Origin of the sequence: Actinoallomurus sp. CA-142502 (genome assembly GCF_050936355.1) — a bacterium.
Classification (GTDB): Bacteria; Actinomycetota; Actinomycetes; order Streptosporangiales; family Streptosporangiaceae; genus Actinoallomurus; species Actinoallomurus iriomotensis.
On the sequence record NZ_JBNJMY010000001.1, the window covers coordinates 1,795,444 to 1,819,714 of the forward strand.

The 24,271-nt window shown below is 71.2% G+C and carries 23 protein-coding genes; 8 read left to right on the forward strand and 15 right to left on the reverse strand.

Features of this window, described 5'->3' with window-relative positions; genetic code table 11:
- Window positions 1–13 precede the first annotated feature (13 nt).
- From ACQEV1_RS08835 to ACQEV1_RS08850, 4 genes are read right to left on the reverse strand one after another with little or no spacing between them, the layout of a single operon-like run.
- A complete protein-coding gene (locus ACQEV1_RS08835) occupies window positions 14–1,807 on the reverse strand; it encodes an FtsX-like permease family protein (RefSeq protein ID WP_433392920.1) in 1,794 nt (597 codons plus the stop codon).
- A gap of 5 nt (window positions 1,808–1,812) precedes the next feature.
- Complete coding sequence (locus ACQEV1_RS08840; RefSeq protein WP_433392922.1) at window positions 1,813–2,553, reverse strand: ABC transporter ATP-binding protein; 741 nt, start codon at window positions 2,551–2,553, stop codon at window positions 1,813–1,815.
- Between the two features lie 6 nt (window positions 2,554–2,559).
- Window positions 2,560–3,084: a PadR family transcriptional regulator gene (locus tag ACQEV1_RS08845; protein ID WP_433392924.1), complete on the reverse strand. Its 525-nt coding sequence runs from the start codon at window positions 3,082–3,084 to the stop codon at window positions 2,560–2,562.
- A gap of 51 nt (window positions 3,085–3,135) precedes the next feature.
- Window positions 3,136–3,609, reverse strand: coding sequence for a winged helix-turn-helix transcriptional regulator (locus ACQEV1_RS08850; RefSeq protein ID WP_433392926.1), 474 nt, complete (start codon window positions 3,607–3,609; stop codon window positions 3,136–3,138).
- A gap of 83 nt (window positions 3,610–3,692) precedes the next feature.
- Between ACQEV1_RS08850 and ACQEV1_RS08855 the strand changes: the two genes are divergently transcribed.
- The 4 genes from ACQEV1_RS08855 to ACQEV1_RS08870 all read left to right on the forward strand — a co-directional run bounded on the left by ACQEV1_RS08855 (window position 3,693) and on the right by ACQEV1_RS08870 (window position 7,173).
- Window positions 3,693–4,892: an MFS transporter gene (locus ACQEV1_RS08855; RefSeq protein WP_433392928.1), complete on the forward strand. Its 1,200-nt coding sequence runs from the start codon at window positions 3,693–3,695 to the stop codon at window positions 4,890–4,892.
- 35 nt (window positions 4,893–4,927) lie between these two features.
- Window positions 4,928–5,443, forward strand: a complete 516-nt coding sequence (locus tag ACQEV1_RS08860) for a SigE family RNA polymerase sigma factor (RefSeq protein WP_433392930.1) — start codon at window positions 4,928–4,930, stop codon at window positions 5,441–5,443.
- Window positions 5,440–6,531 carry a hypothetical protein gene (locus tag ACQEV1_RS08865; protein WP_433392932.1) on the forward strand — a complete coding sequence of 364 codons (1,092 nt, stop codon included), beginning with the start codon at window positions 5,440–5,442 and terminating at the stop codon, window positions 6,529–6,531. Before ACQEV1_RS08860 ends, ACQEV1_RS08865 begins: the two co-directional genes overlap by 4 nt.
- Before the next feature lie 114 nt (window positions 6,532–6,645).
- Entirely contained in the window at window positions 6,646–7,173 is a 528-nt protein-coding gene (locus ACQEV1_RS08870) for a hypothetical protein (protein ID WP_433392934.1), read from the forward strand.
- Between the two features lie 12 nt (window positions 7,174–7,185).
- Here the strand turns inward: ACQEV1_RS08870 and ACQEV1_RS08875 are convergent, their stop codons facing one another.
- The 7 genes from ACQEV1_RS08875 to ACQEV1_RS08905 form a co-directional block, all read right to left on the reverse strand.
- Window positions 7,186–8,502, reverse strand: a complete 1,317-nt coding sequence (locus tag ACQEV1_RS08875; RefSeq protein ID WP_433392936.1) for an FAD-binding oxidoreductase — start codon at window positions 8,500–8,502, stop codon at window positions 7,186–7,188.
- Window positions 8,503–8,512: 10 nt separating this feature from the next.
- Entirely contained in the window at window positions 8,513–9,379 is an 867-nt protein-coding gene (locus ACQEV1_RS08880; protein ID WP_433392938.1) for a helix-turn-helix domain-containing protein, read from the reverse strand.
- A complete protein-coding gene (locus ACQEV1_RS08885) occupies window positions 9,376–10,029 on the reverse strand; it encodes a response regulator transcription factor (RefSeq protein ID WP_285621207.1) in 654 nt (217 codons plus the stop codon). Before ACQEV1_RS08885 ends, ACQEV1_RS08880 begins: the two co-directional genes overlap by 4 nt.
- Complete coding sequence (locus ACQEV1_RS08890) at window positions 10,026–11,330, reverse strand: sensor histidine kinase (RefSeq protein ID WP_433392941.1); 1,305 nt, start codon at window positions 11,328–11,330, stop codon at window positions 10,026–10,028. Before ACQEV1_RS08890 ends, ACQEV1_RS08885 begins: the two co-directional genes overlap by 4 nt.
- A 21-nt stretch (window positions 11,331–11,351) precedes the next feature.
- A complete protein-coding gene (locus tag ACQEV1_RS08895) occupies window positions 11,352–12,134 on the reverse strand; it encodes an ABC transporter permease (protein ID WP_433392943.1) in 783 nt (260 codons plus the stop codon).
- A gap of 2 nt (window positions 12,135–12,136) precedes the next feature.
- Window positions 12,137–13,105 (reverse strand): ABC transporter ATP-binding protein, encoded by a 969-nt coding sequence (locus ACQEV1_RS08900; protein ID WP_433392945.1) that lies wholly within the window; start codon window positions 13,103–13,105, stop codon window positions 12,137–12,139.
- Window positions 13,106–13,261: 156 nt separating this feature from the next.
- The gene (locus ACQEV1_RS08905; RefSeq protein WP_433392947.1) at window positions 13,262–14,218 is read right to left on the reverse strand and encodes a LysR family transcriptional regulator; all 957 of its coding nucleotides are present in this window, start codon (window positions 14,216–14,218) and stop codon (window positions 13,262–13,264) included.
- A 62-nt stretch (window positions 14,219–14,280) separates the two neighbouring features.
- On the opposite strand from ACQEV1_RS08905, the gene ACQEV1_RS08910 reads away from it, so the two are divergent.
- The 3 genes from ACQEV1_RS08910 to ACQEV1_RS08920 all read left to right on the forward strand — a co-directional run bounded on the left by ACQEV1_RS08910 (window position 14,281) and on the right by ACQEV1_RS08920 (window position 18,482).
- On the forward strand, window positions 14,281–15,162 hold the full coding sequence (locus ACQEV1_RS08910) for a serine hydrolase (RefSeq protein ID WP_285621190.1): 882 nt from the start codon (window positions 14,281–14,283) through the stop codon (window positions 15,160–15,162).
- 172 nt (window positions 15,163–15,334) lie between these two features.
- Window positions 15,335–16,315, forward strand: coding sequence for an MBL fold metallo-hydrolase (locus ACQEV1_RS08915; protein ID WP_433392950.1), 981 nt, complete (start codon window positions 15,335–15,337; stop codon window positions 16,313–16,315).
- 199 nt (window positions 16,316–16,514) lie between these two features.
- Complete coding sequence (locus ACQEV1_RS08920; protein ID WP_433392952.1) at window positions 16,515–18,482, forward strand: hypothetical protein; 1,968 nt, start codon at window positions 16,515–16,517, stop codon at window positions 18,480–18,482.
- A gap of 135 nt (window positions 18,483–18,617) precedes the next feature.
- Here ACQEV1_RS08920 and ACQEV1_RS08925 read toward each other — a convergent pair whose 3' ends face one another.
- Together ACQEV1_RS08925 and ACQEV1_RS08930 are read right to left on the reverse strand one after the other, a co-directional pair.
- Window positions 18,618–19,271, reverse strand: a complete 654-nt coding sequence (locus ACQEV1_RS08925; protein WP_285621184.1) for a maleylpyruvate isomerase N-terminal domain-containing protein — start codon at window positions 19,269–19,271, stop codon at window positions 18,618–18,620.
- Between the two features lie 39 nt (window positions 19,272–19,310).
- Complete coding sequence (locus tag ACQEV1_RS08930) at window positions 19,311–20,150, reverse strand: LysR family transcriptional regulator (RefSeq protein WP_285621183.1); 840 nt, start codon at window positions 20,148–20,150, stop codon at window positions 19,311–19,313.
- Window positions 20,151–20,244: 94 nt separating this feature from the next.
- Between ACQEV1_RS08930 and ACQEV1_RS08935 the strand changes: the two genes are divergently transcribed.
- Entirely contained in the window at window positions 20,245–20,970 is a 726-nt protein-coding gene (locus ACQEV1_RS08935) for an SDR family oxidoreductase (RefSeq protein ID WP_433392955.1), read from the forward strand.
- A 25-nt stretch (window positions 20,971–20,995) separates the two neighbouring features.
- Here the strand turns inward: ACQEV1_RS08935 and ACQEV1_RS08940 are convergent, their stop codons facing one another.
- On the reverse strand, window positions 20,996–22,585 hold the full coding sequence (locus tag ACQEV1_RS08940) for a serine/threonine-protein kinase (protein WP_433392957.1): 1,590 nt from the start codon (window positions 22,583–22,585) through the stop codon (window positions 20,996–20,998).
- A 9-nt stretch (window positions 22,586–22,594) separates the two neighbouring features.
- Window positions 22,595–24,199, reverse strand: a complete 1,605-nt coding sequence (locus tag ACQEV1_RS08945) for a serine/threonine-protein kinase (protein ID WP_433392959.1) — start codon at window positions 24,197–24,199, stop codon at window positions 22,595–22,597.
- Window positions 24,200–24,271 lie beyond the last annotated feature (72 nt).

Sequence of the window (24,271 nt, forward strand, 5' to 3'; positions counted from 1 at the left end):
GGGCGGCGGTCGCTTACGTCGCCTCGGCGTTGAGGGTGTGGGCCACGGATCGGCGGGCCGCGACGCGGGCGGGTACGGCGGTGAGTGCGGCTGTCGCGGGCAGGGCGGCGAGTGCCGCGCCGAGCAGCGACCATGCGGGAGGCCAGGTCGTGTTCGCGGTGCTGAAGGGCAGGCACAGGATGATGCCCAGGGGGATGCCGGCGAGGGCGCCGGGCAGGGTCGGCAGGAGCTGCGCGGCGGACAGGCCGGCGGTGATCTGGCCGGGGGTGGCGCCGAGCGTACGGGCGATGGCCATGGTGGGCCGGGCGTCCTGTGCCGTGGTCCAGGTGATGGTGACGGTGTTGATGGCGGCGAGGGCGACCAGCGCGGCGGTGACGGCCAGTATCACGTGGTGTTCCTGGGCGTCTCGCAGATGGTTCGCCATGGAAGAGCCCGGGTAACCCTTCGCGGGTTGGGCGTAGATCATCAGCAGGCCGGTGATCGTGGTCAGTGTGGCCGCGGTGTCGCAGGCGTGCAGGACGGCGCGGCCGGGCCGGCGGGCGATCAGGCGTAGCCCGAGGAGGAGTGGCGTCGGCAGCAGCGCGGACAGCCTGGTCAGGTGCGCCCGGTGCTGGGGCCGGTGGGCGGTGTCCGCGAGCGCGGCGACGGTGTCGGTGCGCAGGGCCCGTACGACCGGGCCGAGGCTCGTCAGGGCGGCCACGTCCAGGGCGACGACGGTCGTCACGGCGATGGTGGTACCGGTCGGTCCGGTGGCGGTGGTGATCAGGCCGGCGCTGGGATTGATGATGGCGGGCTGGATCAGCCGTGCCGTGATCAGCCCCAGCGCGTCGGCGAGGAGTGCCAGGGTCAGGTATTCGGTGAGCAGGACGGCGGCGATGAGGCCGGGGGTCGCGCCGACGGCCTTGAGTAGTCCGACCCGGCGGGTCTGCCTGGCGGCGCGTCCCGCGGCCAGCGTGGCCACCCCGGCGATGGCCAGGAACGCGAGCAGCCAGCTGCCGATGACCAGGATCGGCTGGCTGCCCTTGAGCATGAGGGAGTCCTGCTCGGCGATGAGCTGCCAGGCTCTGAGGTTCACCCAGCGGTCCCCGATCGCGGAGGTGACGGCGGGATTGCGATGCCACGCCAGGGCCGTGCCGGGATCCCGCAGCTTCAGGTCGATGAAGGAGGTCACCGAGGTATCGGCGGCCGACTCCAGTGCCCGGGTGTCCCGTTCGTTCAGCCAGATCAGGCCGCCGCCGTCGCTCGGCCCGCCGCCCGGGCCGATCCCCGGCGCCCACGGGTAGACCGCGTGGGCCGCGGTCACGGCGATGCCCACGACCGGGAGCGAGTGGCCGGCGACGGTGACGTGGTCGCCGACGTGGACGCCCAGCGCGGTGGCGAAGCCGCGTTCGACCACGACGCCGCCGGGGCGTACCCAATGGCCCGAGGTGACCAGGGGACGGTCGACCGGGCCCGGTGTCATGTCGGCGACCTGCGCCACCGCGGCTCCCGTGGAGCCGTGCGCCGTGAGCTTCGTGTAGTACTCGCGGTACGGTCCGCTGTGCGTGAGCACCCCGGGCACGTGCTCCAAGGACGTCAAGGTTTTGATCGCGGTCCGGCCGGTGCCGGGTGCGAACGCGACCACGTCCGGCCCGGCCGTGGCCGCGCGGGTCTTCTGGTACAGCGCTTGCGTCGCGCCGTGTAGTGATCCGCCCAGGCCGAGCATGGCGGTGGCGGCGGTGATCGAGATGAGAAGGATGACCGCCTGGGTGGGATGCCGGCGTACGTCGGCCAGGACGAGGCGGAAGATGAGCAGGACGCGGCCCACGGCGGTCAGTCCTCCAGCCTGATGAGGCCGTCGAGTCGTCCGGTGGTGCTGCCCGCCAGCCGGGTGTCGTCGACGAACATGCCGTCTCGCATGGAGATCAGCCGGTCCGCGGTGGCCGCGACCCGTTCGTCGTGGGTGACGATCACCAGAGTCTGTCCTGCGGCGCGTAGGTCTTCGAAGACTCGCAGGACGTCGAGTGTCGCGGTGGTGTCGAGGTTTCCGGTGGGTTCGTCGGCCAGGAGTACGTGTGGTCGGTTGGCCACGGCGCGGGCGATGGCGACTCGCTGGCGTTGGCCGCCGGACAGTTGCCAGGGCAGGTGCCGGGCGCGGTCGGCGAGGCCGAACCGTTCGAGCAGGAGGGCGGCGCGGCGTCTGGCCGCGCGTGGTGAGCCGCCGGCCAGAAGGACGGGCAGCTCCACGTTCTCCGCCGCGGACAGCTCCTCCACCAGGTGGAAGGCCTGGAAGACGAATCCGACCGCCCGGCGTCGTAGGCGGGCCAGGCCGCGTTCGCTGATGGTGTCGATGCGCCGGCCGGCCAGCCATACCTCTCCGTCGGTGGGCCGTTCCAGGCCGCCGAGCAGGTGGAGCAGGGTGGATTTCCCACAGCCGCTGGGGCCCATCACCGCGAGCATCTGCCCCGTCGGCACGTCCAGGTCGATTCCGTCGACCGCGCGGACCAGGCTTTCGTGGTGGCCGTGTTCCTTGTACAGGTCGCGGACCCGCAGCATGTCACCGGATTCGTCCATGCGTCCTCAGATTCGGTTCTCGTCGCCGGACCAGGCGCGTTCGCAGGCGGCGAGCCAGCGCAGGTCGGCTTGTAGTCGCAACACGACGCCTTCCAGGAGCAGACCGGCGGTCGAGTCGTCGGGTTCGGCCAGCGCGGCGTGTTGCGCGTCGCGTAGGCGGCGCATGAGTTCGCGGCGTTGGGCGGCCACCAGTTCCACGGGGTCGGCGAGCCGGGCCGCGGCGGCGGTGGTGAGTTTGAGGTGGAAGTCGGCCAGGTCGGGTTTGGGCCAGCTCACCTCGGCCAGCCAGGCGGCGACCCGCTGCTGGCCGGCCGGGGTGAGGGCGTACATCTTGCGATCGGGGCGTTCGGGGAGTCCCTCTGCGCGTTCGCTGACGATCAGGCCGGCCTTTTCCAGTCGGGTCAGGGCGACGTAGACCTGGCCCGCGTTCATCGACTCGCCCAGTGGTCCGAGCGCTCGCCGTAGGCGTGTGCGCAGGTGGTAGCCGTACGACGGTTCCTTGGCGAGCATCGCCAGCAGTGCGTCCTGCACGTGCCACCCCCTAACGGCTAGCTAATAGATAGCGGGTAGCTAATTCGGCCGTCAAGTGAGCGTCGCGCCGGACTCAGGCCGTCGTACCGAGGTCGTGTCGCTCGTCAGGGGCGATCCGCTCGTTGCCATGGGCAGGAGGTCGGGTACGCGGGTGCCGTTGTCGTCGACCAGGACCGAGTGCGCCTCGCCGGCCTCGAAGGCGTGGCGTTCGCCCCACTGTCGCAGGGCGACGATCACGGGGAAGAGATCTTTGCCCGCCTCGGTGAGCGCGTACGGCCTGCGTCTGCCCGACGGCGCGTCGACCTGGGTGAGCAGGCCGTGAGCGACGAGCTTGCGGAGCCGTTCGGTGAGGATGTTGCGGGCGATCCCGGTGCGCTGCTGGAAGTCGGTGAACGATCGGGCGCCGTCCATCGCGTCGCGAATGATGAGCAGGCTCCACCGGTCGCCGACCAGATCGGCCGTGCGGGCGACCGGGCAGGTCGGGTCCGTCCACGCGGGGCTCTGCCCCTCGGCGTCGCGTGCCATCACCCCTCCAATGAGTTGCGTAATGAAACCATTCTCGCCTAGCCTCCAATCAGTTGCAAAACGAAACCAAATGGGGTGTGTCCGTGAACTGGAGGACGAGGCTGCTGCTGGCGGTCGTGTGCGGGGTCGCCGTGGCGAGCGTCTACGCCGGGCAGCCGGTGCTGGGCCCGATGGGGCGCGACCTAGGGGTTCCGGTCGACTCGCTCGGCTGGTTCGTGGCCACCGGCCAGCTCGGCTACCTGGCCGGGCTGGTGCTGCTGGTGCCGTTGGGCGACATGCTCGACCGCAGGCGCCTGATCGCCGCGCACCTCGCCCTGGTGGCCGCGGGAACGGCGATCACCGCGGCCGCCCCGGTCGCCTGGGCGGCGTTCGCCGGACTGGCCGCGGCGGGCGTGTTCGCGGTGGTGGTGCAGACCACCGTCGCGTACACGGCGTCGATCTCCCCGCCCGCCGAGCGCGGGCGCAACCTCGGCATCGTGACCTCGGGCGTGGTGATCGGCATCCTCGGCGCGCGCGTCATCGCCGGAATCCTCGCGGACCTGTGGGGGTGGCGGAGCATCTACCTGGCCCTGGCGGTCCTCGCGGCCGTCCTCGCGCTGCTCACCCTCACCCTGCTGCCCGCCGACGTCCGCCGGGACACGGCACCGTACGGGCAGGTCCTTCGGTCCTTCGGCGGGCTGTTCGGCCAGCCGGTGTTCCTCAGCCGCGGGCTGATCGCGTTCTTCCTGTTCGCCTCGTTCGGCACGCTGTGGAGCGGCATGGCCCTGCCGCTGGCCGGTGCGCCGTGGCACCTCAGCGAAGCGCGGATCGGGCTCTTCGGCCTCGCCGGCCTCGCCGGAGCGCTCGGCGCCGCCCGGTCCGGACGCTGGGGCGATGCCGGGCACGCGCGCCGGGTCACCGGCATCGCACTCGCGCTCCTGCTCGCCTCCTGGACCGCGATCGGACAGCTCTCGTGGTCGCTACCGCTGCTGATCCTCGGCGTGATCCTGCTCGACTTCGCCGTTCAGGCCGTGCACGTGAGCAACCAGCACACGCTCACCGCCGCCTACCCCGAGCGCACCAGCACGACCATCGGCGCCTATATGGTCTTCTACTCCCTGGGTTCCGCCCTGGGGGCGGCCGCGACCACGGCCCTGTTCGGCGCCGCCGGCTGGCTCGGCCCCACCGTCCTGGGTGCGACGCTCGCGCTCTGCGCGCTCGTCACCTGGGCGGTCGGCGCCCGTACGGTGGGTCGCGTCGCCCGTCGAAACCGATGCAACCTCATGGAGGTTCGGCCGCATTAGACAGGTGTGCGGCATCTGACGAAAAGGCGGCGCCCATGGCGGGACCAGCACGGGACGAGCAGTACACGGCGTATGTCGCCGCGCGGCTTCCGTGGTTGCAGCGTGTCGCCTATCTGCTCTGCCAGGACTGGGATCGTGCCGATGATCTTGTGCAGGTGGCCCTGACCAGGCTGTACGTGCGATGGCACCGCGTCGGCTCGGTGGAGAACGTCGATGGCTACGCGCGGACCGTGCTCTTACGGGTCTTTCTCGCCGAACAGCGGACCGGCTGGTGGAAACGGGTCACGACGGTCCGGGAACCGCCCGAGCCGGGCCCGGACATCGCCGACCGCGACGGCGATCTGGACCTGCGTACGGCGCTGCGGGAGCTGGCCCCGCGGCAGCGCGCGGCAGTGGTGTTGCGCTTCTACTGCGACCTGTCGGTCGAACAGACGGCCGAGGTTCTGGACTGCTCCACGGGAACCGTCAAAAGCCAGACCTCGCGGGGACTGGCGGCGCTGCGCCGAGCACTCGTGCCGACCGTGAGCATCGAGGAGGGAACGGCCCGATGACCGATGAGATCACCGAGCTCAAGCGCAGGTTGGCGCGGATCGCGGACACTCCCCGCCAACGCCCGCAGATCGCCATCCCTCCACTCGCTGCTCGTGGCCGCCGGAAGCTGCGCGCGCGGCGCGCCTGTGCCGTGGCGGGATCGGCCGTGGCGGTAGGCCTGGTCGTGACGCTGGCGGCCACCGGCCTGCCAAGAATCGGCGCCCGATCCGGACGGCCCGCCTCCCCGCCGTCGCGGCCGGCTACCGGGACCTATCCCAACCCGCTCGTGCGGCGTGCCATCTTCGGGTGGCTGCCGAAGGGTTATGTGACCGCGACTGTCATGGAGGATCACCAGAACGGTCAACACACTTTCGAGGCGATGGCCGGCCTCGACGGCGGCCGCGGAGGGATCATCGACCTGACCGACTTCGGCGCCGGGCCCGAGCCGATCCTCGGCCATCTTTCCGGCGGCAGGCCGGCGCGGCCCCTGCCCGCCACGCCCGTGAACGGAAGGCCGGCCCACTGGATCGCCCAGCCGGGTGACAAAGACGGTGGCAGGCTGCGCTGGCAGTACGGACCTCACCGCTGGGCCGAGATCTCCGTGCTGGGGGCCGCCGACGACGTCGGCACCATTCACCGAATCGCCAAGTCGATCATGTTCGGCGCCGCTCAACCGGTCGCCTTTCCTTTTCGCATCAGAGGGCTACCGGATGGGCTTACGATCTATCGGTCCACGGCCGGCCCGGGTTTGGGCCGCGGGACCGGCGAATCCGCCGGAGTGAGCTTCGGTGCCGGGGCGTACTCACCGAACAATGGATTGGAGATTTCGGTGAATCCGGCCGGGCTCATGAAGCGGCAACTCGCCACAGATCCCGGCCGCAGGATCACCGTCGGCGGCCACCGCGCCGTCGATCGGCGGACCACATCGGGCGGAGTGGCCAGACACACCCTGATCGTCCTCGACGTCAACGGGTTCGACGTCACGGTCCAGGCCTCCGGCCAGACGCTGCAGCGGCTCCAGACCACCGGAGGGGTCACCGGCCTCTACCAGCGGATCACCGTGCTCGGCACCGCCCCGTCCAGGTGGACCACGACACCTTTCGCCTGACGGTGCCCTGAGAGTCCGGGCCTCTCACGGTAACGGAGCCCACCGTGGGGACGATCTTCGCGGGAGAGGCGCCTGCGGAGCCTTTTCCGCGTACCCGTTAAGGCGAGATAGTTCATGATCAGCCGCTTCGAAGGCGACAAACGCCCGCACATTCGTCGTACTGCCGCGTTCCTGCTTCTGGCACTGCTTTCGGCCGGTGGGATCCCTTGGCTCAGGGCGCAGTACGGAGCGGGGGGCCTTGAGTACGGCCTCGTCGTGCTGGTGCTCTTCTTCGCCTACGGCGCCGTGCTCTACGGCCGGATCGCGGTCTCTCCCTTCTGGATCGCGGTCGACGAGACGGGGGTGATGGTCACGGCGGCCGGCCGGAGCACCACGTTGAGGTGGGATCAGGTCGACTCCATGGGCGTCGAGCTCAAGCCCGGGCCGGTGCACCGCCCGGTGCCCGTCCTCACCGCGACGCCCGCGTCGGGACACACCGTGCCCACCCGGCGGTGGGGGTACCCGCGATGGTCCGAGCAGCTCGACGCGATCGTGCTCTTCGAGCTGGAGGAGCTCAAAGGAGCCGCTGACCGGCTGGTGGCCGCCTGCGAGGGGTACGCCGGCGAACGCTGGCGGTACGACCTCCCGGAGACCGGTGGCTGAACGCGCTCCCGGTCAGATGGCCTGGGGGAAGTCGAAGAACCGGTGCGGGTCGTAGGCCTTCTTGACCGCTCGCAGCCGGGGGTGGTTGCCCGCGTGGTATGCCGCCGCCCAGTCGTCGAGCCCGGGGTCGGGGAAGTTGGGGTAGACGCGCCCCGACCCGTCGGCGTGGGCGATCGCCCAGGAACGATCGACCCACGGGTCGGCCGCGTCGGCGACGTGTTCGAGCAGGAAGCGCTCGCTGCGATGGGCGAACGCGGTGGCGTCCTCGGCGACTCGGTTGTACGCCCCGCCCATCGCGGTGAACGTGAGCCGCCGTCGGCCCCTGCGCCCCGGGCCGTCGAGCCCGGACAGGAGCGACGCGAGGGTACGACCGGACATCGCGCGCGAGAAGAACTCCGATCGTATTCGTACGGCTCGTTCGTCCGGCGGCCCGGCGAAGGTGTCCTTCAGACGGTGAAAGGGCAGGCCGGTGCGCAACGCGATCGTGGGGCCCACGCCCACCCGGTCGGCGAACTCCCGCAGCAGGTCCCGGGTCGCTCCCGCACCGAGGGTGGAGGCGCCGAAGAGGGTGGCCTGGACGGGCGTGCCGGGATCGGACGTCAGGGTGAGATCGACGGTGAGCCCGTCCGGGGCGTCCGGGGCCCAGGCCTGCCAGGCCGATGCCAATTCCTCGACGGCGAAGTCCGGCCAGTGCGCCTCGACACGGGTGGTGATCGGCTCGGGGACGGTGTCGAAGCGCAGTGACGTGACCACCCCTAACTGGCCGCCGCCCGCCCCGCGCAGGCCCCAGAACAAGTCCGGTTCGCGGTCGTGGTCGCAGTCCACGACGCGGCCGTTCGAGAGCACGACCCAGGCGCCCACGAGGCGATCACAGGTCAGCCCGTGCTCACGCCCGAGCAGACCGATTCCGCCGCCGAGGGTGAGGCCGGCGATGCCGACGGTGGGACCGCACCCGGCCGGCAGGGTCCGGCCGTGGGCGTGCAGCGCCGCGTACACCTGGCCCAGACGGGCGCCGGCTCCGACCGTGGCGACCCCGTCATCCGCCACGGAGACGCCGTCGAGGCCGGACATGTCGAGCACGATCCCGTCCGTCGACGATCGGCCCGCGAAGCAGTGCCCGCCACCACGAGGGGCGATGCGGTCCCCAGCGCCGGCCGCGTACGTCACGGCGCCGACGACGTCCGAGACCGAGCGGCACAGCACCACGAGCCGGGGGCGTACGTCCCGGAAAGCCGGGTTCACCGGGCGGCGGATCGTCTCGTAGCCCGCTGAGCCGGGGCCGAAGACTTCCCCGTCGAGTGAATCGCCGAACCCGGCCAGATCGTGCACGAGTCCGAAGCTAGGCGCGGCCCGCCGACTCCGTCTTGAACGAATCGCGCGGACCACGGGTGGCGAGAAAGGGCCGATACGAGGCGGAGTGCTCATGGCCGCAGGCACACCGGTCGATGTCGCCGCCGAGGAGCCGGCTCGGGGTGAGGCCGGTCAGCCGGAGGCATTCGCGGGTGAGATGTGCCTGGTCGGCGTACCCCACGTCGGCCGCCAGCCCGGCGATGCCGTCCGCGCCGCGCCGGCCCGAGGAGGCGGCACCGGCCTGAGCCAGCGCGAGGAAGCCCTGGAACCGCAACGTCCGTTGGAGGACCTTGGGACTCACCCCGACCGCCCGCAGGCAGCGGCGGCGCAGCTGGCTCGCGGAGAGTCCGAGGCGGGCGGCCAGGGTGTCGATGCCGACGGGGTGCCAGGGCATCAGCGCCCGCACGGCCTCGCCCACCAGCGGATCCACGCGTACCCCGCTCCGGAACTCCCGTACGAGGTGGGCCTGCAGGATCATGAGCGCCCGCTCGGGCGTCGCGGCCTGGGCCATCGCCTCGCCGAGGCGGTCCGCCGAGCTACCCCGCGACTCCGCCAGGCCCAGGCGCTGGTCCACCAGGTCGTCGAGCGTCGTCGGAAGGGGCGGTGCGGTCCCCGGGCGGAACCGCACCCCCACGATGGTGGTGCGCGCCGGGATGACCTCGATCTGCGGACCGGTCAGCGGCCCGACCAGCTGGAGACGGCCACCGATCGGGAAGTGGATCTCGACCCCGCCGGTGGGCAGGTGCCGTTGCACGTACGCCGCCTCACCGGTGTGCTGGATCCAGACCGTCCGTACCACGCCCGCCAGTTCCGGCAACGGCGGCCGTTCAACGTACCTCTGCGGGGCCGGCGTCACGGCTCCTCCGGCGTGCCGGGGATGAGCAGCCCCCGGTTGAACGCCTCGGCGACCGCCGCGGCGCGGTCGTTGACGCCGAGCTTGGCGTAGATGTTCAGCAGGTGGGTCTTGACGGTGGCCTCGCTGATCAGCAGCTTGGCCGCCGCGTCGCGGTTGGTGGTGCCGGCCGCGACCAGTTCCAGGATCTCCAGTTCTCGCCGGCTGAGCGGCTTGGTCTCGGGCTCGCGGACCCGGCTCATCAGCCGGGTCGCCACCGACGGCGAGAGCACCGCCTGGCCGTCGGCCGCCGCGCGTACCGCTCGGAGCAGTTCGTCGCGGGGAGCGTCCTTGAGCAGGTAGCCGGTGGCGCCCGCCTCGATCGCCGGCAGGACGTAGCTGTCGGTGTCGTAGGTGGTCAGTACGAGCACGCGCGCGGTGACGCCCCGCCGGGCCAGCTCGGTGATGGCGGTCAGGCCGTCCATCCCGGGCATCCGCAGGTCCATCAGGATCACGTCGGGGTCGAGGGCCTGGGCGAGCCGGATCGCCTCGGCCCCGTCGCCGGCCTCGCCGAGCACCTCGAATCCCGGGTCGCGGGTGAACATGCCGCTCAACCCGTCCCTGACCACGGGATGGTCATCCGCGATCAGCAGCCTGATCGGTGCGCCGGTCATGCGCCGGCCCCCGCGGGCGCGGCCGGGATGCAGGCCGAGACGGCGGTGCCGGCGCCGGGTTCCGACTCGACCTGGAGTGTCCCGGCCAGGCTCTCGATCCGCTGCCGCATCGCGACCAGGCCGAACCCGCCCGCGTCCGGACGCCGTGGGCCGTCGTCTCCCGTGTCCGCCGGGCCGTCGCCGTACCGGTCCGGCGCGAAGCCTCTGCCGTCGTCACGTACGTCCAACGCGACCTCGTTCTCCAGGTAGGAAAGTGTGAGCCCGACCTTGGTCGCCCCGGCGTGCTTGGCGACGTTCGCCAGCGCCTCCTGCGCGGTACGCAGCAGGGCGACGTCGGTCTCCGGCGGCATCGGCCGCGCCGTGCCGGTCGTGGTGACCTGGATCGGGATGCCGTGCAGCGCCGACCAGCGCTCGCCGACACCGGCCAGTGCCTCACCCAGCCGTGCCGCCTCCAGCGCTTCGGGCCGCAGCGCGTGCACCGACCGCCGCGCCTCGGACAGGCTCTCCCTCGCCAGCCGGGTCGCCGCCCGCAGGTGCCGCCGCCACAGTGCCTGGTCGTCGGCCGTCTGCTCGGCCGCCTGCAACTGGGTGACGATCCCGGTGAGCCCCTGGGCCAGCGTGTCGTGGATCTCGCGGGCCATCCGCTGCCGCTCGTCGGAGACCCCGGCCTCCCTCGCCTGGGCCAGCAACTGCTGCTGCAGCCCGGCGTTCTCGGCCATGCTCGCCTCGAGCCTGCGGTTCGCCTCCCTCGCCTCCGCGAGGGCCCGCTCACGCAGTTCGTCGTACTCCTCGGCCTTCCGGCCGAGCCAGGCCACGGCGCAGAAGGGACCGACGTTCACGGCGACGACGACCAGGTAGGCGAGTACGCCGTAGACGTCCGTCTTGGCTACCGGGGACGCCTGCGCGGTGCCCGCCACGATCGCCACCCCGCTGATGGCGGCCAGCTCCGACGGCCAGGGCAGGAGCCGGTAGGAGTAGACGTAGCCGGCGGGCGTGAACAGCCCGAACCAGGGATCCCTGATCACCAGGATCGCCATCAGCCCGATCAGCACGGCCAGGAACAGCCCCATCACCCGCGGGCGCTCCCGCCAGGCCGGATGCAGTGTGAACATCCACAGCATCCACGCCGCCGTCAGCGCGCACAGCGCGAGGTTGATGGCGAAGGGCTCACCGCCGGACCGTTCGCTCGGGATCCTGACACAGGTCACGGCGGCCAGCAGCACGTAGGGCATGAGGGTCATCGGTGAAAGCAGCCGCCGGGTCCAGTGATCCTGCCGGGTACGCGGCGTCGGATCGCTCATCTGCATCCTTCCCGCTACGAACTACTCCCAGCGGAACAATTTAGCGGCGGCCAGCCCCAGCACCAGCGCGTACGCCGCCATGACCAGCAGTTGCCACCCGTTGGGCCAGTGTCCCGCGGAGGCCCGCAGCAGTGCCTGGACCGCCGCGCCGAGCGGAGTGCCGTGGCTGATGGAGCGCAGCGGGCCGGGCATCTGGGCGATGGGGATCCACAGGCCGGCGAAGAACATCATCGGGAAGAACAGGAGCGTGCCGACCGCCTGGGCGGTCCGCCCGCTCCCGGCCGTCGCGGCGACGAACAGGCCGACCGCCTGCAGATCGGCGGCGGCGAAGAGTACGCCGATGACGAACCCCGCCGGTTGCTTCGGCAGGGCCACGCCGTACGCCACACTCGCCACCACGAGGAGGGCGATCACCGTGACCATGGTGACGGCGACGTTGACCACGAGCTGGGCGGTGAGCAGCCGGGCCGGGCCCACCGGCGTCGTCCGCAGGCGGCGCAGGACGCCTTTCTCCCGGTAGCCGGCCAGCACCGTCGGCAGCGAGCTGAGCGCCAGGAGCGCGATCGAGAACGCGATCAGAACGGGCACGTAGATCTCGAGTTTGGTGGCGCCGCCGAAATCCCGCTGCGGCTCCTTGAAGGAGGGGATGCTGCCGAAGACGACGAGCAGCACCAGCGGGAGTCCGACGCCCCAGATGGGCCCGACCCGCTCGCGGATGAAGAGCCTCAGCTCGGTGACGGCGAGCCGCCCGAGCCCGGAACGCGACCCGGTCGCCCGCGGCGCCGCGGTGGTGGTGACGGACATGGTCACTTCCTTCCGGTCCTGGCCTGGCCCTGGGCGGCCCGGCCCTGGTTCGCGTGCTGCTCGGTCTCCGGGCGCCGGCCGGTCAACGCGACGAAGGCGTCCTCCAGGCTGGCCTGCTCCACGCGCAGTCGCTGCGCCACGATGTTGTTGCGGGCCAGTACGGAGGTGACCGCGTTCAGCGCGTTGTCATTGCCCGTGACCACCACGACGTCGCCCCTGTGGACGACGCCGGTCACGTCGGGCAGGCCGGTCAGCAGTGCGTCGTCGAACGGTACGGACGGCTGGAAGCGGATCCGCTGCTCGGTCTGCACCCGCTCGGTCAGCCCGGCCGGGGTGTCCACCACGACGACGCGGCCCGTGTCGATCACCGCGATCCGGTCACACAGCCGCTCGGCCTCCTCCATGAAGTGGGTGACGAGCACGATCGTGACGCCGCGGGATCGCACGTCCTCGATCAGCTGCCAGGTGTCACGCCTGGCCTGAGGGTCGAGGCCGGTGGTCAGCTCGTCGAGCACCGCCACCCGCGGGTTCCCGATCAGCGCCAGCGCGATCGAGAGCCGCTGCTTCTGGCCGCCGGACAGCTTCCCGTACATCGTCGAGCTCTTGCTCGCGAGCCCGAGCTCGTCCATCAGCGCACGCCAGTCCGCCGGAGCCCGGTAGAAGGAGCTGTAGAGCGCGAGCGCCTCCCCGACCTTCAGCCGGTCGGGCAGCGCGCCGTCCTGGAGCTGCACGCCGAGCGCCTCGGTCAGCTCGGCCCGGTCCCGCTGCGGGTCGAGCCCGAGCACGCTGATCTCACCCCGGTCCGGCCTGCGCAGACCTTCGACGCACTCCACCGTCGTGGTCTTGCCGGCGCCGTTCGGGCCGAGGATCCCGAAGATCTCTCCCTCCTGGACGGTGAAGGAGACATCGTCGACCGCCACGGTGTCCCCATAGCTCTTGTGCAGATTCCGCACCTCGATCACTGCTGGCATGCCCTCAGCCTCGCGAGATCCGCCCGGACGCGGTATCGACCGCCCGGCGAAATCTCCCAGGTCACGGACTGAACGACCGGGTGGACCGGACGGTCGAGCCGATCCACCGATCGGTTGACCCGCGAACCATGCCGAGGTGTGGCCTCGTGGCCGCGGTCACCGGCTCGCGTCGTAGACCACCGACCACGGCCGTGACACGGCGGGAGCGGCGGGCGAAGGCAGGGCGTGGTCGGCGGCGATGACGTCCGCCGCGATCGAGGCGAACCTCGGTGCCGCCGGGTGTGCCGTCTCGGCCGGCCAGGCGGCCGACACGCTCCGCAGCAGGGGCCGGTCCGTGAGCGGGCGCCACGCCACGCGCGGCTCGCGGCGGGCCATCGCCTCCTGCTCGAACGCCACGCCGTGCCCGCCGAGCACCAGGCCGAGCAGGAACTCCGGGTTGCGGGCGTGCCGCAGCGCCGCCGGGGTGAAGCCGTGTTCCCGGCAGACCTCGAGTACGTGGTCGTGCCAGCCGTGCGCCGTCGCTCTCGGGGCGAGGATGAGGCCGTGACCGTCGAGGTCGCCGAACGCCACCTCGGGCAGCCGCGCGAGTGGTGACGTACGGGGCATGACGACTCCCAGCGGAACGTCGACGGCCGGACCGAACCGCAGGCCGGCCGCCTCCACCGGATGGTGCACCAGGCCGACGTCGAGGTCGCCCGAGGCGAGCAGGCGCAGCTGCTCGGCGGTCGTCAGCTCCTGCAGGTCGACGTCGAGCTCGGGGACCTCCTCGCCGAGCCGGCGGGACAGCGCCTGCAGCGACACCGCCGGCGTCTCCGGTGGGACGCCGGCGCGCAGGGTGCCGAGCGCGCCGTCGGCGGCCTTGCGCATCAGGGTGCGCAGCCGTTGCTCGCGGGCCAGCAGGTCCCGTGCCTCGTCGAGGAGGAGGCGACCGGCGGTCGTCAGCTCCGCCTGGCGCCGGGACCGGTCGAACAGCGTGACGCCGAGCTCCCGCTCGAGCCGCTGGATCGACTGGCTGAGCGGCGGCTGGGCGATGCCGATGATCTCCGCGGCCCGGCCGAAATGGAGCTCCTCGGCCGTGACGACGAAGTACCGCAGGTGCCGCGACAGATCCACCCCGCCACGATAGGCGATCGCCTATGGGAGGCGCCGGGCCGATACGGCGATACCGTGAGCCGGTGCGGACGGAGGATCTCATCGCCCGGACGTTCACCTCCGTGGGCGTCACCGCCGGGCTCCACGTGGTCGACGTCGACGACGGCCGAGAGGTCGGGGTCGAGCCCGACGGCCAGGTCGTCATCGCGTCGGTATTCAAGATCCTTCTCGTGCTGGAGTTCGCCCGGCAGGTCGCCGCCGGCCAGATCGACCCGACCGAGCGGCTTCTCGTGCGCGCCGAGGACCGGCTCGGCGGCTGGGGGATGGCGGGATGCGCCGACGACGTCGAGGCGTCGCTGCGCGACCTCGCCTACTTCGCGATGTCGATCAGCGACAACACGGCGGCCGACCTGCTCATGCGTCGCATCGGCCCGGACACCCTCCAACTGCTCGCCGGCGAGCTCGGCCTGACGCGCACCCGGGTGACCGGCGGGCCGCGGGAGCTCCTGGCGTCGGTGTTCGCCGACGTCGGCGCGCGGACCGAGGCGGAGTTCGCCGAGGTCTTCCCGACCCTTCCGGAGGAGCGCGTACGGGCGCTGCGGGTGTTGGACCCGGAGCGCACCACCTCGAGCACTCCACGGGACATCACCCGCCTGCTGCGCCTCATCTGGCGCGACGAGGCCGGTCCGCGACCGGCGTGCGCCATGGTCCGGGAGCTGATGAGGCACCAGCTCTCCTGGACCCGCATCCCCAGCGGCTTCCCGCCGGCGGTGCACGTCGCCGCGAAGTCCGGCACCCTGCCCGGCCTGCACAACGAGGCCGGGGTCGCCGAGTATCCCGACGGCCGCCGGTACGCCATCGCGATCTTCGCGCGCGCCGACCGGCTGGATCCGCGCCGCATCGACGTCGACCTGGCGATGGGGGAGGCCGCCCACGCCGCCGTCGAGGCGCTGCGCGCGTCCTGACCCGTGACGAGCGAAACGACCGGTGTGATCGGAGCCGCGTGCCCGTGCCGACGTGGCCTCATATTCGTTCCCCTATGAGCCAGCCGCCTCGCTGATCTTGGACGCGGCCGGTGGCCCGGTGGTCGAATGCGCCCTGATCAGTCGTACGCCCATCACAAGGGGGAGATTCAGCGTGTCCGGAAAGCGGGTCGACCGGCGGCGTTTCCTGCGAAGCGCGACCGTCGGCGCCACCGTCGTGTCGGTGGCGAGTGGGGGAGCGTACGCGGCGTCGGCGGCCGATGAGAAGCGGGCGGCGTCGCCCGGCGCGAACGGCAGAAGGGCGGCCGCGACGTTCCGCTGGTTCGGAACGGCGGGGTGGAGGATCGACGTCGGGGCGCGGACTCTGCTCGTCGACCCGTACCTCAGCCGGTACGACACCGGCATGTTCACCGGGCCGTTCGATCCGACGACCGAACTGACGGTGGCCACCGGGACCATCGACCAGCACGTCGGCAAGCCGGAGACCGTCCTGGTGACCCACTCGCACTGGGACCACTTCAACGACGTGCCCTACATCGCCCAGCGGACCGGCGCGCGGGTCATCGGCACGATGACGACCTACAACCTGGCGCTGGCCTCCGACGTGCCGTCCGGTCAGCTCGGGCTGGTCAAGGGCGGCGAGGTGCTCGACTTCGGTTCCTACACCGTCGAGGTCATCGCCTCCCTGCACAGCCGTAACGCCGCGTACTCGGTCGCGCTGCCGGGCGTGCGGCTCACCCGGCCGGAGAAGCCACAGACCGTCGCCGATCTGCCCGAAGGCGACACCCTCGCCTACCAGGTGACCGTCAAGAACGGCCCGTCGGTGTTCCTCATGGGCGGCAGCGACTTCGTCGAACGCAATGTGGCCGGCCTGTCCCCGGATATCGCGATGATCGCGATGCAGGCCAGCGACTCGACCTACGCGTACGCCGAGCGGATCCTCACGGCCCTGGGCCGGCCCTCGGTCGTCGTCCCGGTCCACTGGGACGACTTCGAGACCGAGCTTACGAACCCCCCGAAGCCCGATCCGCAGGTCAAGCCGCACCTCGACGCCTTCGTCGCGGCGGTGCGGAAGATCAGCCCGCGCACCAAGGTCGTACTCCCGCAGTACCTCACGCCGTACCGCTTCGTCTGATCCCCGGCCGCCGTGTACCCCGCGTGTACCGGGCCTTCCTAGCGTCAGGGCACCTGCCCAACGAGAGGGAGAACGATGCTCAGTCGGGTTGCCTAGAAATATCGCTGTGCTTTCTCGGTCAGGGCTTTACCCGCGCTCGGCGTGGCCGGTGACCTGCGAGCGTCTCCGGCTGGCTTGACTGGCGAATATGAGAATGACCATGAGCGCGGTGGCGGTGACGGCGTTCATCGCCGCCGTTTCCTCTTCGATGGCCCCGGCGGCCGAGCGCGGGGTGGCCGCGGCCGCGGTGTCGCCGACTCCGTACCTCGACCGGATCGAGAAGGCCGTCCGGCACGTGTCGCCGGGGCTGGAACACCAGGTCTGGGAACGCACCGGCGGCAACCGCCTGGACGACTCGGCGGGCGACTGGCTGTTGCAGACACCGCAGTGCTGGGGGCACGACCCCTGCCCGCGGAGCGACCGGCCGGGCACGAAACGGCTCCTGGACAAGATCACCGCCAATATCGGCGAGGCCTCCAAGACCGTCGACATCACCTCGCTCGGCTGTCCGGAGAAGCTGATCGCGCAGCTCCCCTCGCCGTGCGGCACCTATCCCGACGGTGCCTTCCGCGACGCCATCGTCGCCGGGCTGAAGAAGGCGGCCGGCAAACACAAGATCATCTTCAGGATGTTGCTGGGCGCGCCGGTACTGCCCGCGACGGTGAACGGCGACGACTGGATCAAGGCCGCGAAGAAGACGATCGGTTCCTCGGCCGGCAATGTCGAGTTCCACGTGGCGACGATGACCACGTCCTACGCGGGGACGCCCCTCGTCCCGAAAGGCGGCTACACGCCCTCCTGGAACCACTCCAAGCTGATCGTCGTCGACGGGCGGACCGTCATCACCGGCGGCGTCAACACCTACACCAACAACTACGTGCAGACCCCCAAGCCCGTCACCGACATGATGATGGCCATCCGAGGCCCCGCGGCCATGTCGGCGACCGGCTACATCAACCGGCTCTGGGACTGGACCTGCGCCAACCGCAACAAGCTGAACTGGCTGGCCACCACCGGATCATGGGTGTACCAGTCGGGCGGGGGCTGCGTCTCCCGCCTGCGGCCTCCCGCCGCGGCCAAGGCCGGCGACCTCGACATGCTGGAGGTCGGCGGGCTGGGCGTCGGCATCCAGGCCAAGGATCCCTCCTCGACCTACCAACTGCCCGCCCTCAAGCGGCCCGAAGACGCCAAGTGCGACCTGAGCTACGCCGACAAGGACGTCGTCAACCTCGACCGGGACTACCAGACCGTCAACCCTGAGGAAACGGCGCTGCGGGAGATGGTGGCCACCGCCACCCGCTCCATCGTGTTCTCCCAGCAGGACCTGTACGGCTGGTGCGCCGCCATCGGCGGGCCCATCAAGGCCGTCCAGCCACTGGGCGACCTGCGGCTGCTCGACAACGTCGCAGCCAAGATGATCAAGGGGGTGAAGGTCCGCATCGTCATCTCCACGCCCGGCAACGAGGACTCCTACTCCACCATGAAGAACATGGGGCAGTTCTCGAACCTGCTGCGCAAGCGGATCGCACTCCAGGCGGGCAGTGACCGCGCGGCCGACACGGTCATGCGGGACACCCTCCAGTACGCCTCGCTGCGCAGCAGCGACAAGCCCTACTGGAAGGGCAAGGCGACCGATGACCGCGGCAAGGTCATCGACTGCGACGACGCCAAGAAACCCTGCACCTACGCCCAGCACACCAAGCTGGTCGTGGTCGACGACCGCGTCTTCTATCTCGGCTCCAAGAACGCCTATCCCGCCTTCCTACAGGACGACGGCTACTTCATCGAGAACCCGGCGGCGGTCGCGCACCTCGAGAAGGAGTTCCTGGACCCGCAGTGGAAGTACTCCAAGGCCGACGCCACGTACGACTGGGAGAGATTCCTGCCGCCGACCGTCCAGTCCATCCACACCGAGCGCAAGAGTTCGAAGAAGGTGAAGGTGACCGTGCAGGCCCTCACCCACTCCGGTGACGACTTCATGGTCGCCTACGGCGACAAGGTCGAGTGCAGGCACACGAAGTCGGGCCACCAGTGCTCCTTCGAGGAGGACGCCTCCATCGTCGGCAAGAAGATCGACATCGTCGACGAGAAGACCCTGCGCTGGACGCAGCGGGAGGTCCCGCGCTGATGGGACGTGAGCGCGGTCAGAGTCGCAGGGACGTGCGGGGAACGTGGTCATCCGCGGTACGGCCCGCCGGGCGCCCGGTCATGGTGATCGAACCGGGGTAGGCGGCAAGCGACAAGTCGCCGCTTGTATGCCCTGTTATCCGAGGATGAGCGGGAGCCTTACGGCGAGATCGCCCAGCACGGTCTTTTCCTCGTCGGTGGGCGTGCGACGTCCGGTACCGATGAGCAGTGCGTCCCTGTCGGCGACCGAGGCGGGGAACGGGCTTGCGGCGATCCTCTCCAGCGACGCGCGCGCCGCCGCCATGGTCTCGGCCGGCGGCTCGGCGGCCGAGGGCAGGTGCGCGATCAGGTCCAGGTGGTGCAGGGTCCATTCGAGCACGTACGCGGACAGGTAGTCGCCGGCGGTGAGCACCTCGCCGCGGGTGCCGACGCGAGCGGCCGGATCGGCGAGCTCGGCCGCGCGGCCCGCGGCGGAACCGACGTCGTCGAGGTGGAACTTGAGCCACCGCGGCTCGCCGTACGCGGCGGCCAGCCGGGGGATCAGCGCGTCGAGCGGGTCCTCGCCGGTCGGGGGTTCGACGATGTTCCAGTACGTGACCGCGTCCACGGTCGGTTCGGTCTCGGCGGGCGTGACCAGAGTGATCAGGACGTCCTGGGCGTCGATGACCAGGTGGCACACCAGGTCGCGAACGAGCCAGCCGGCACAGCCCGACGGCCGCGCGAAGTCCTCGTCCGGGAGCTCGGCGACCGCCGTGCGCAACGCCGTCCAGGAACGCGAGAAGAGGTCCACCGCGGCACGCTAATGCGAGACCGGAACGCCGGACAAGGGCTAGAGACGGGTCGCCGCTCGCACGAGCCCGGCGACGGCCCGGGATCGGCTGTGCGGCGGCCACGCGATCACCGTCGTCACCGTCGGCGCGTCGAGCACCGGCACGGCGACGAGGTCGCCGCGCAGATGGGTTCGGCACGACTCGGGCAGGACCGCGGAGGCCCGGCCGAGCGCGATCAGCTGGAACAGCTGCGCACTGTCGCGAACCCGCGGACCGGGGCCGTCCGGGTACGTCCCGTCGGGGGCGGGCCATCGTGGCATCGGCAGGCCGGGCAGCGCGGTGACGTCGGCCATCTGCAGATGGGCCCGGGTGGTAAGGGGGTGTCCGGCCGGCAGGAGCGCGACCTGCCCCTCCGTGCACAGCTCCTCGGTGTCGAATCCGGTCGTCGAGTCGAACGGCCGGTGCAGCAGCGCCACGTCGGCCCGTCCGTCGCGCAGCAGCGGCTCCTGCTCGGCGGGTCCGCACAGGAGCACGTCGACGGTGACCGCGCCGGGTTCGGCGGCGTACGCGTCGAGCAGTTTGCGCAGCAGGTCGCCGGACGCTCCGGCCTTCGTGACGAGAACCAGGCCGGGCCGGCCGGTCGCGGCGCGGCGGGTGCGGCGGTCGGCGGCGTCCACGGCGTCGAGGGCCGCCCGGCCCTCGCGCAGCAGCACCGACCCGGCCTCGGTCAGCGTGACGGTGCGGCTGGTGCGTTCGAGCAGCGCCACCCCGAGGCGCCGTTCGAGCTGCTGGATCGCCCGCGACAACGGCGGCTGCGCGATCCCGAGGCGCTGCGCGGCCCGGCCGAAGTGCAGCTCCTCGGCGACGGCGACGAAGTATCGCAGCTCCCGCGTCTCCATGCCGCCACGGTACCGGCAATCGATACCGGGGAGGTATCGCCGCCCACCCAGACGATGTTGGCGGCCGGGCCGGGGCGCGGACAGGATCGAAGGCATGAGCGAAAAGACGATCGCGCTGGTCACCGGCGCGAACAAGGGGATCGGCCAGGAAATCGCGGCCGGCCTGGGGGCTCTCGGCTGGAGCGTCGGGATCGGCGCCCGGGACGAGAAGCGCGGGGAGGCCGCCGTGGAGAAGCTGCGCGCGGCCGGCGTCGACGCGTTCGGCGTGCCGCTCGACGTGACCGACGACGCGAGCGTGGCCGCGGCCGTCGCGCTGATCGAGGAGCGGGCCGGCCGCCTCGACGTGCTCGTCAACAACGCCGGGGTGACCGGCGGCCTGCCGCAGGAGCCCACCCTGGTCGACCCCGCGACCGTACGGACGGCCGTGGAGACCAACGTGATCGGCGTCATCCGCGTCACCAACGCGATGCTGCCGCTGCTGCGCCGCTCGGCGTCGCCGCGGATCGTGAACATGTCCAGCACCGTCGGCTCCCTCACCCGGCAGAGCACTCCCGGCGCCGAGACGGGCCCGATCTCCGCCGCGTACGCGCCGTCGAAGACGTTCCTCAACGCCGTCACCGTGCAGTACGCCAAGGAGCTGAGCGACACGAACATCCTGATCAACGCCGGCTGCCCCGGCTACTGCGCGACCGACCTCAACGGCTTCCGCGGCGTCCGTACGCCCGAACAGGGCGCGGCCATCGCGATCCGGCTCGCGACCCTGCCCGACGACGGCCCGACCGGCGGGTTCTTCGACGACGCCGGGGTGGTGCCCTGGTAACGGGCGGACGCGGTGGGTCCTCGGCTCAGGCCAGGGGGCGAATCGTGCCGACGATCCGCCGCAGCGTCGCGTCGCTCACGTTCCCCGGACCGGTGCTGTTGGAGAAGACGTAGAAGCTGACGGGCGCGCCCTGCCGTGAGGCGAATTCCGCCATGTACAGCGTGCCTCCGTTCGGTTCGCACGCGGTGCCCTTGCCGCCCTTCGTCGTCACGGCGACGCCCTGGAGCACGGCCTTGAGGCCGCCGATCGTGGGATGTTCCCCGGTCTTCAGCACCGTGCGGGGAAGCACCCCGCCGAGCTGGTAACCGAAGTTCGCCCACTGGAGCGCGTTGTGAGTGGCGGCCGTGTCGAGGGACTCCAGCTGACCGGAGGAGGCCGAGGTGATGCCCGCGCCACCGAACAGTCCCGACTGGACGATCGCACAGGTGTTGCCGTCGGTGCCGTCCCGGCTGATGTCGGCGACGCCGTTGGAACCGACGGCGACGTTCCCGCTGGCGTCGGCGAGGCCCACACCCGTGCCGGGGGCCTCCACCTTCCAACCCGGCGGGACGTCGTACACCACGCCGAAGTCGGGGGAGACCACGACCTGCCAGCCCGCGACCACCGGGGGCGACTTCGGGCTGACACCGGGCGGCGCCGGGGCCGTGGTGCCCGTGGTGCCCGCGGTGGGCTTGCCGGCCACCGGGCGCGACGGCGCCTTGGTCTTCGTACCGCCGTGCACGAGGTAGCCGGCGGTCGCCGCGGCCACCACGAGTACGACGGCACCGGCGATCTCCGCCGCCAGACGCCCTCGGCCGCTCTTCCTCGTGGTTCCGCTCGGCACGTGGTCGTCGACGGTCGAGTCCGCCGATGAGGGATTCGCCGACGGCCAGGCGGTCGTGGGCCGGGGGGCGGGGCCCATCCCCTCGCGGAGGACCGCGAGGGCGGCGGCCGCGCTCTGTGGCCGTCCGGCCGGGCCCTCGGCGAGGAGACCCAGCACCAGACGGTCGAGGTACGGCGGCACATCGGCCCGGCGGGACGCCGGCGGCACCGGGTGCGACTCCGCCGGCGGTGCACCGGTCAGCAGTTCATAGAGGACGCGTCCGAGGGAGTGCAGATCCGCCTGGGGATCGGCCGGATCCGTCCGCGTTGAACCGACGCCCAGGTTGCAGAGCTTCACGTCCCCGCTGCGGAGCAGGAACAGGTCGGCGGGGGTGAGGCCACCGTGAACGACGCCCTGGGCATGCGCGGCCGTCATGGCGTCGAGGACCCGCGTGGCCACGTCGGTGACCTGGCCGACGGGCAGCCCGCCGCCCTGTGCGGCCAGGACCGTTCTCAGGTCCTGCCCTTCCAGGTACTCGGTCACCAGGAACACGGGGGACTCGGAGGTCCCGATGTCCAGCACCGCCTCGACCGCGGGGTGCCGTACGGCCGCCGCTTTCTCGGCCCCCTGCCGGAACGCCGTGACGCCCGCCTGGTCGGCGGCGGTCGGCGCGGCGAAGGTCTTCACGGTGACGACCCGGTTCAGGCGGAGGTCGAACCCACGCCATACCTCACCGGCTCCGGCGCCGAGCGTGCCGATCGCCGCGTCGAGACGGTATCGCCCGGCCAGTACCTGTCCGAGGGTGCTGTGCACGATCGTCCCTCATCGCTTCCAGTCGACGCCCTGGCCGTCGCCAAGGTCGTAGGGCTTCTCCCACCACTGCACGGTGGTGATGTCCTGGGACCGGGGTTCCAGGATGACCGTGCACGTGTCGTAACGGGCCCCGTGACGGAACCCGCCGTCATCGATGGCGACCGGGCGACACTGGCCGGGGTACGCCTTCGGATCGTCGAGCGTGATGGTGCTGGTGACCGAATGGCCCGCGGCGTCGATCCCGACCATCTTGTTGGCTGGGGAGAAATCGAGGTACGGGTCGTCGGGGCCGAGATTGGTCAGCGAGAAATGGACGTAGTACGGGGTGTCCTGCTTGTCCGAACCCGGCAGCGCCAGGCCGGCCAGGTCGGCCTGGGATCCCTTGACGATCGACGTCACGGTCACCCCCACCGCGTCCGTACGCGCCCCGTGGGTGACGGGCACGATGGCCATCCGGCCGATCGGGTACTGGTCACCGGGCCGGGCCTGGCCGGGCACCGTCTCACCGACCGGTTGGAGCATCGGCACCCCGGTGGAGGACGCACGCGGCGTGCTCTTCGCCTTCGCGCCGTCGCCGCCGGAACCGTTCAGCAGCGCGAAGGCCCCGGCGCCGGCCAGTGCCACCGCGAGCACGCCGCCGACGGCGGCGGCGACGAGGCCCTTCCGGCTCTTCGGTGCCTCGACGACGGCGGACGCGGTGACCGTCGTCGCCTCCTGGGAGCGTTCCACGGGACGCAGGTACGGCGGTGGGCCGAGGGGAGGAGTGGCGGTGTGCCCGGACCGGCGCAGGAAGTCCCGTACGGCGGCCGCGCTGACGGGCCTTCGGTCGGGTGCCTTGGCCAGCAGGTCCAGCACCAGCCGTTCGAGGTGAATGGGGAGGTCCGGACGGTGTGAACGCGGCGGCAGCGGCGTCTCGTTGAGGTGCTTGTACATGATCGCGGCGAGTCCCGAGTCGTCCGCGTCGAACGCGGGCGCCCCCGTGAACAGCTCGTACAGCACCCCGCCGAGCGCGTAGAGGTCGACGCGGTGGTCGACCGACTGACCGCGGAACTCCTCCGGCGCCATGTAACGAGGCGTGCCGAGCACCCCGCCGGTGGCGGTCAGCGTCGTACGGTCGACCAGCCGGGCGATGCCGAAGTCACAGACCTTCACCCGGCCGTCCTGCTGCAGGAAGAGATTGGCCGGCTTGATGTCCCGGTGAACGACCCCGCGTGCGTGCGCCGCCGCGAGCGCGTCGGTGATCTGCTCCGCCAGCCCGACCACCTGGTCGATCGGCAGCCCACGGGGATTCGCCGCGAGGAGCTTGGCCAGATCGGTGCCCTGGAGGAGTTCCATCACCAGGAACGTCACGGAACCGTGGGTGTCGATGTCGAAGACCGCACAGATGCCCGGGTGCTGCAGGCCGGCGGCGGACTCGGCCTCCCGGCGGAACCGCGCGACCCCGGTCGGGTCCTGCGCCAGCTGCGCCGGGAGGATCTTGATCGCGATCGGCCGGTTCAGGCCGAGGTCGACCCCGCGCCAGACCTCGCCCATGCCGCCCGCGCCGATGGGAGCGTCCAGCCGGTACCGCTGGGACAGCAGCAGCCCCGCCTCCAGGCTCAGCTCACCCGGCAATGCGACTCCCCGAAACGATCATCAAACTTCTGCCCGATATTCCACCACAAAGGATGTTGAAAGGCAGGAATT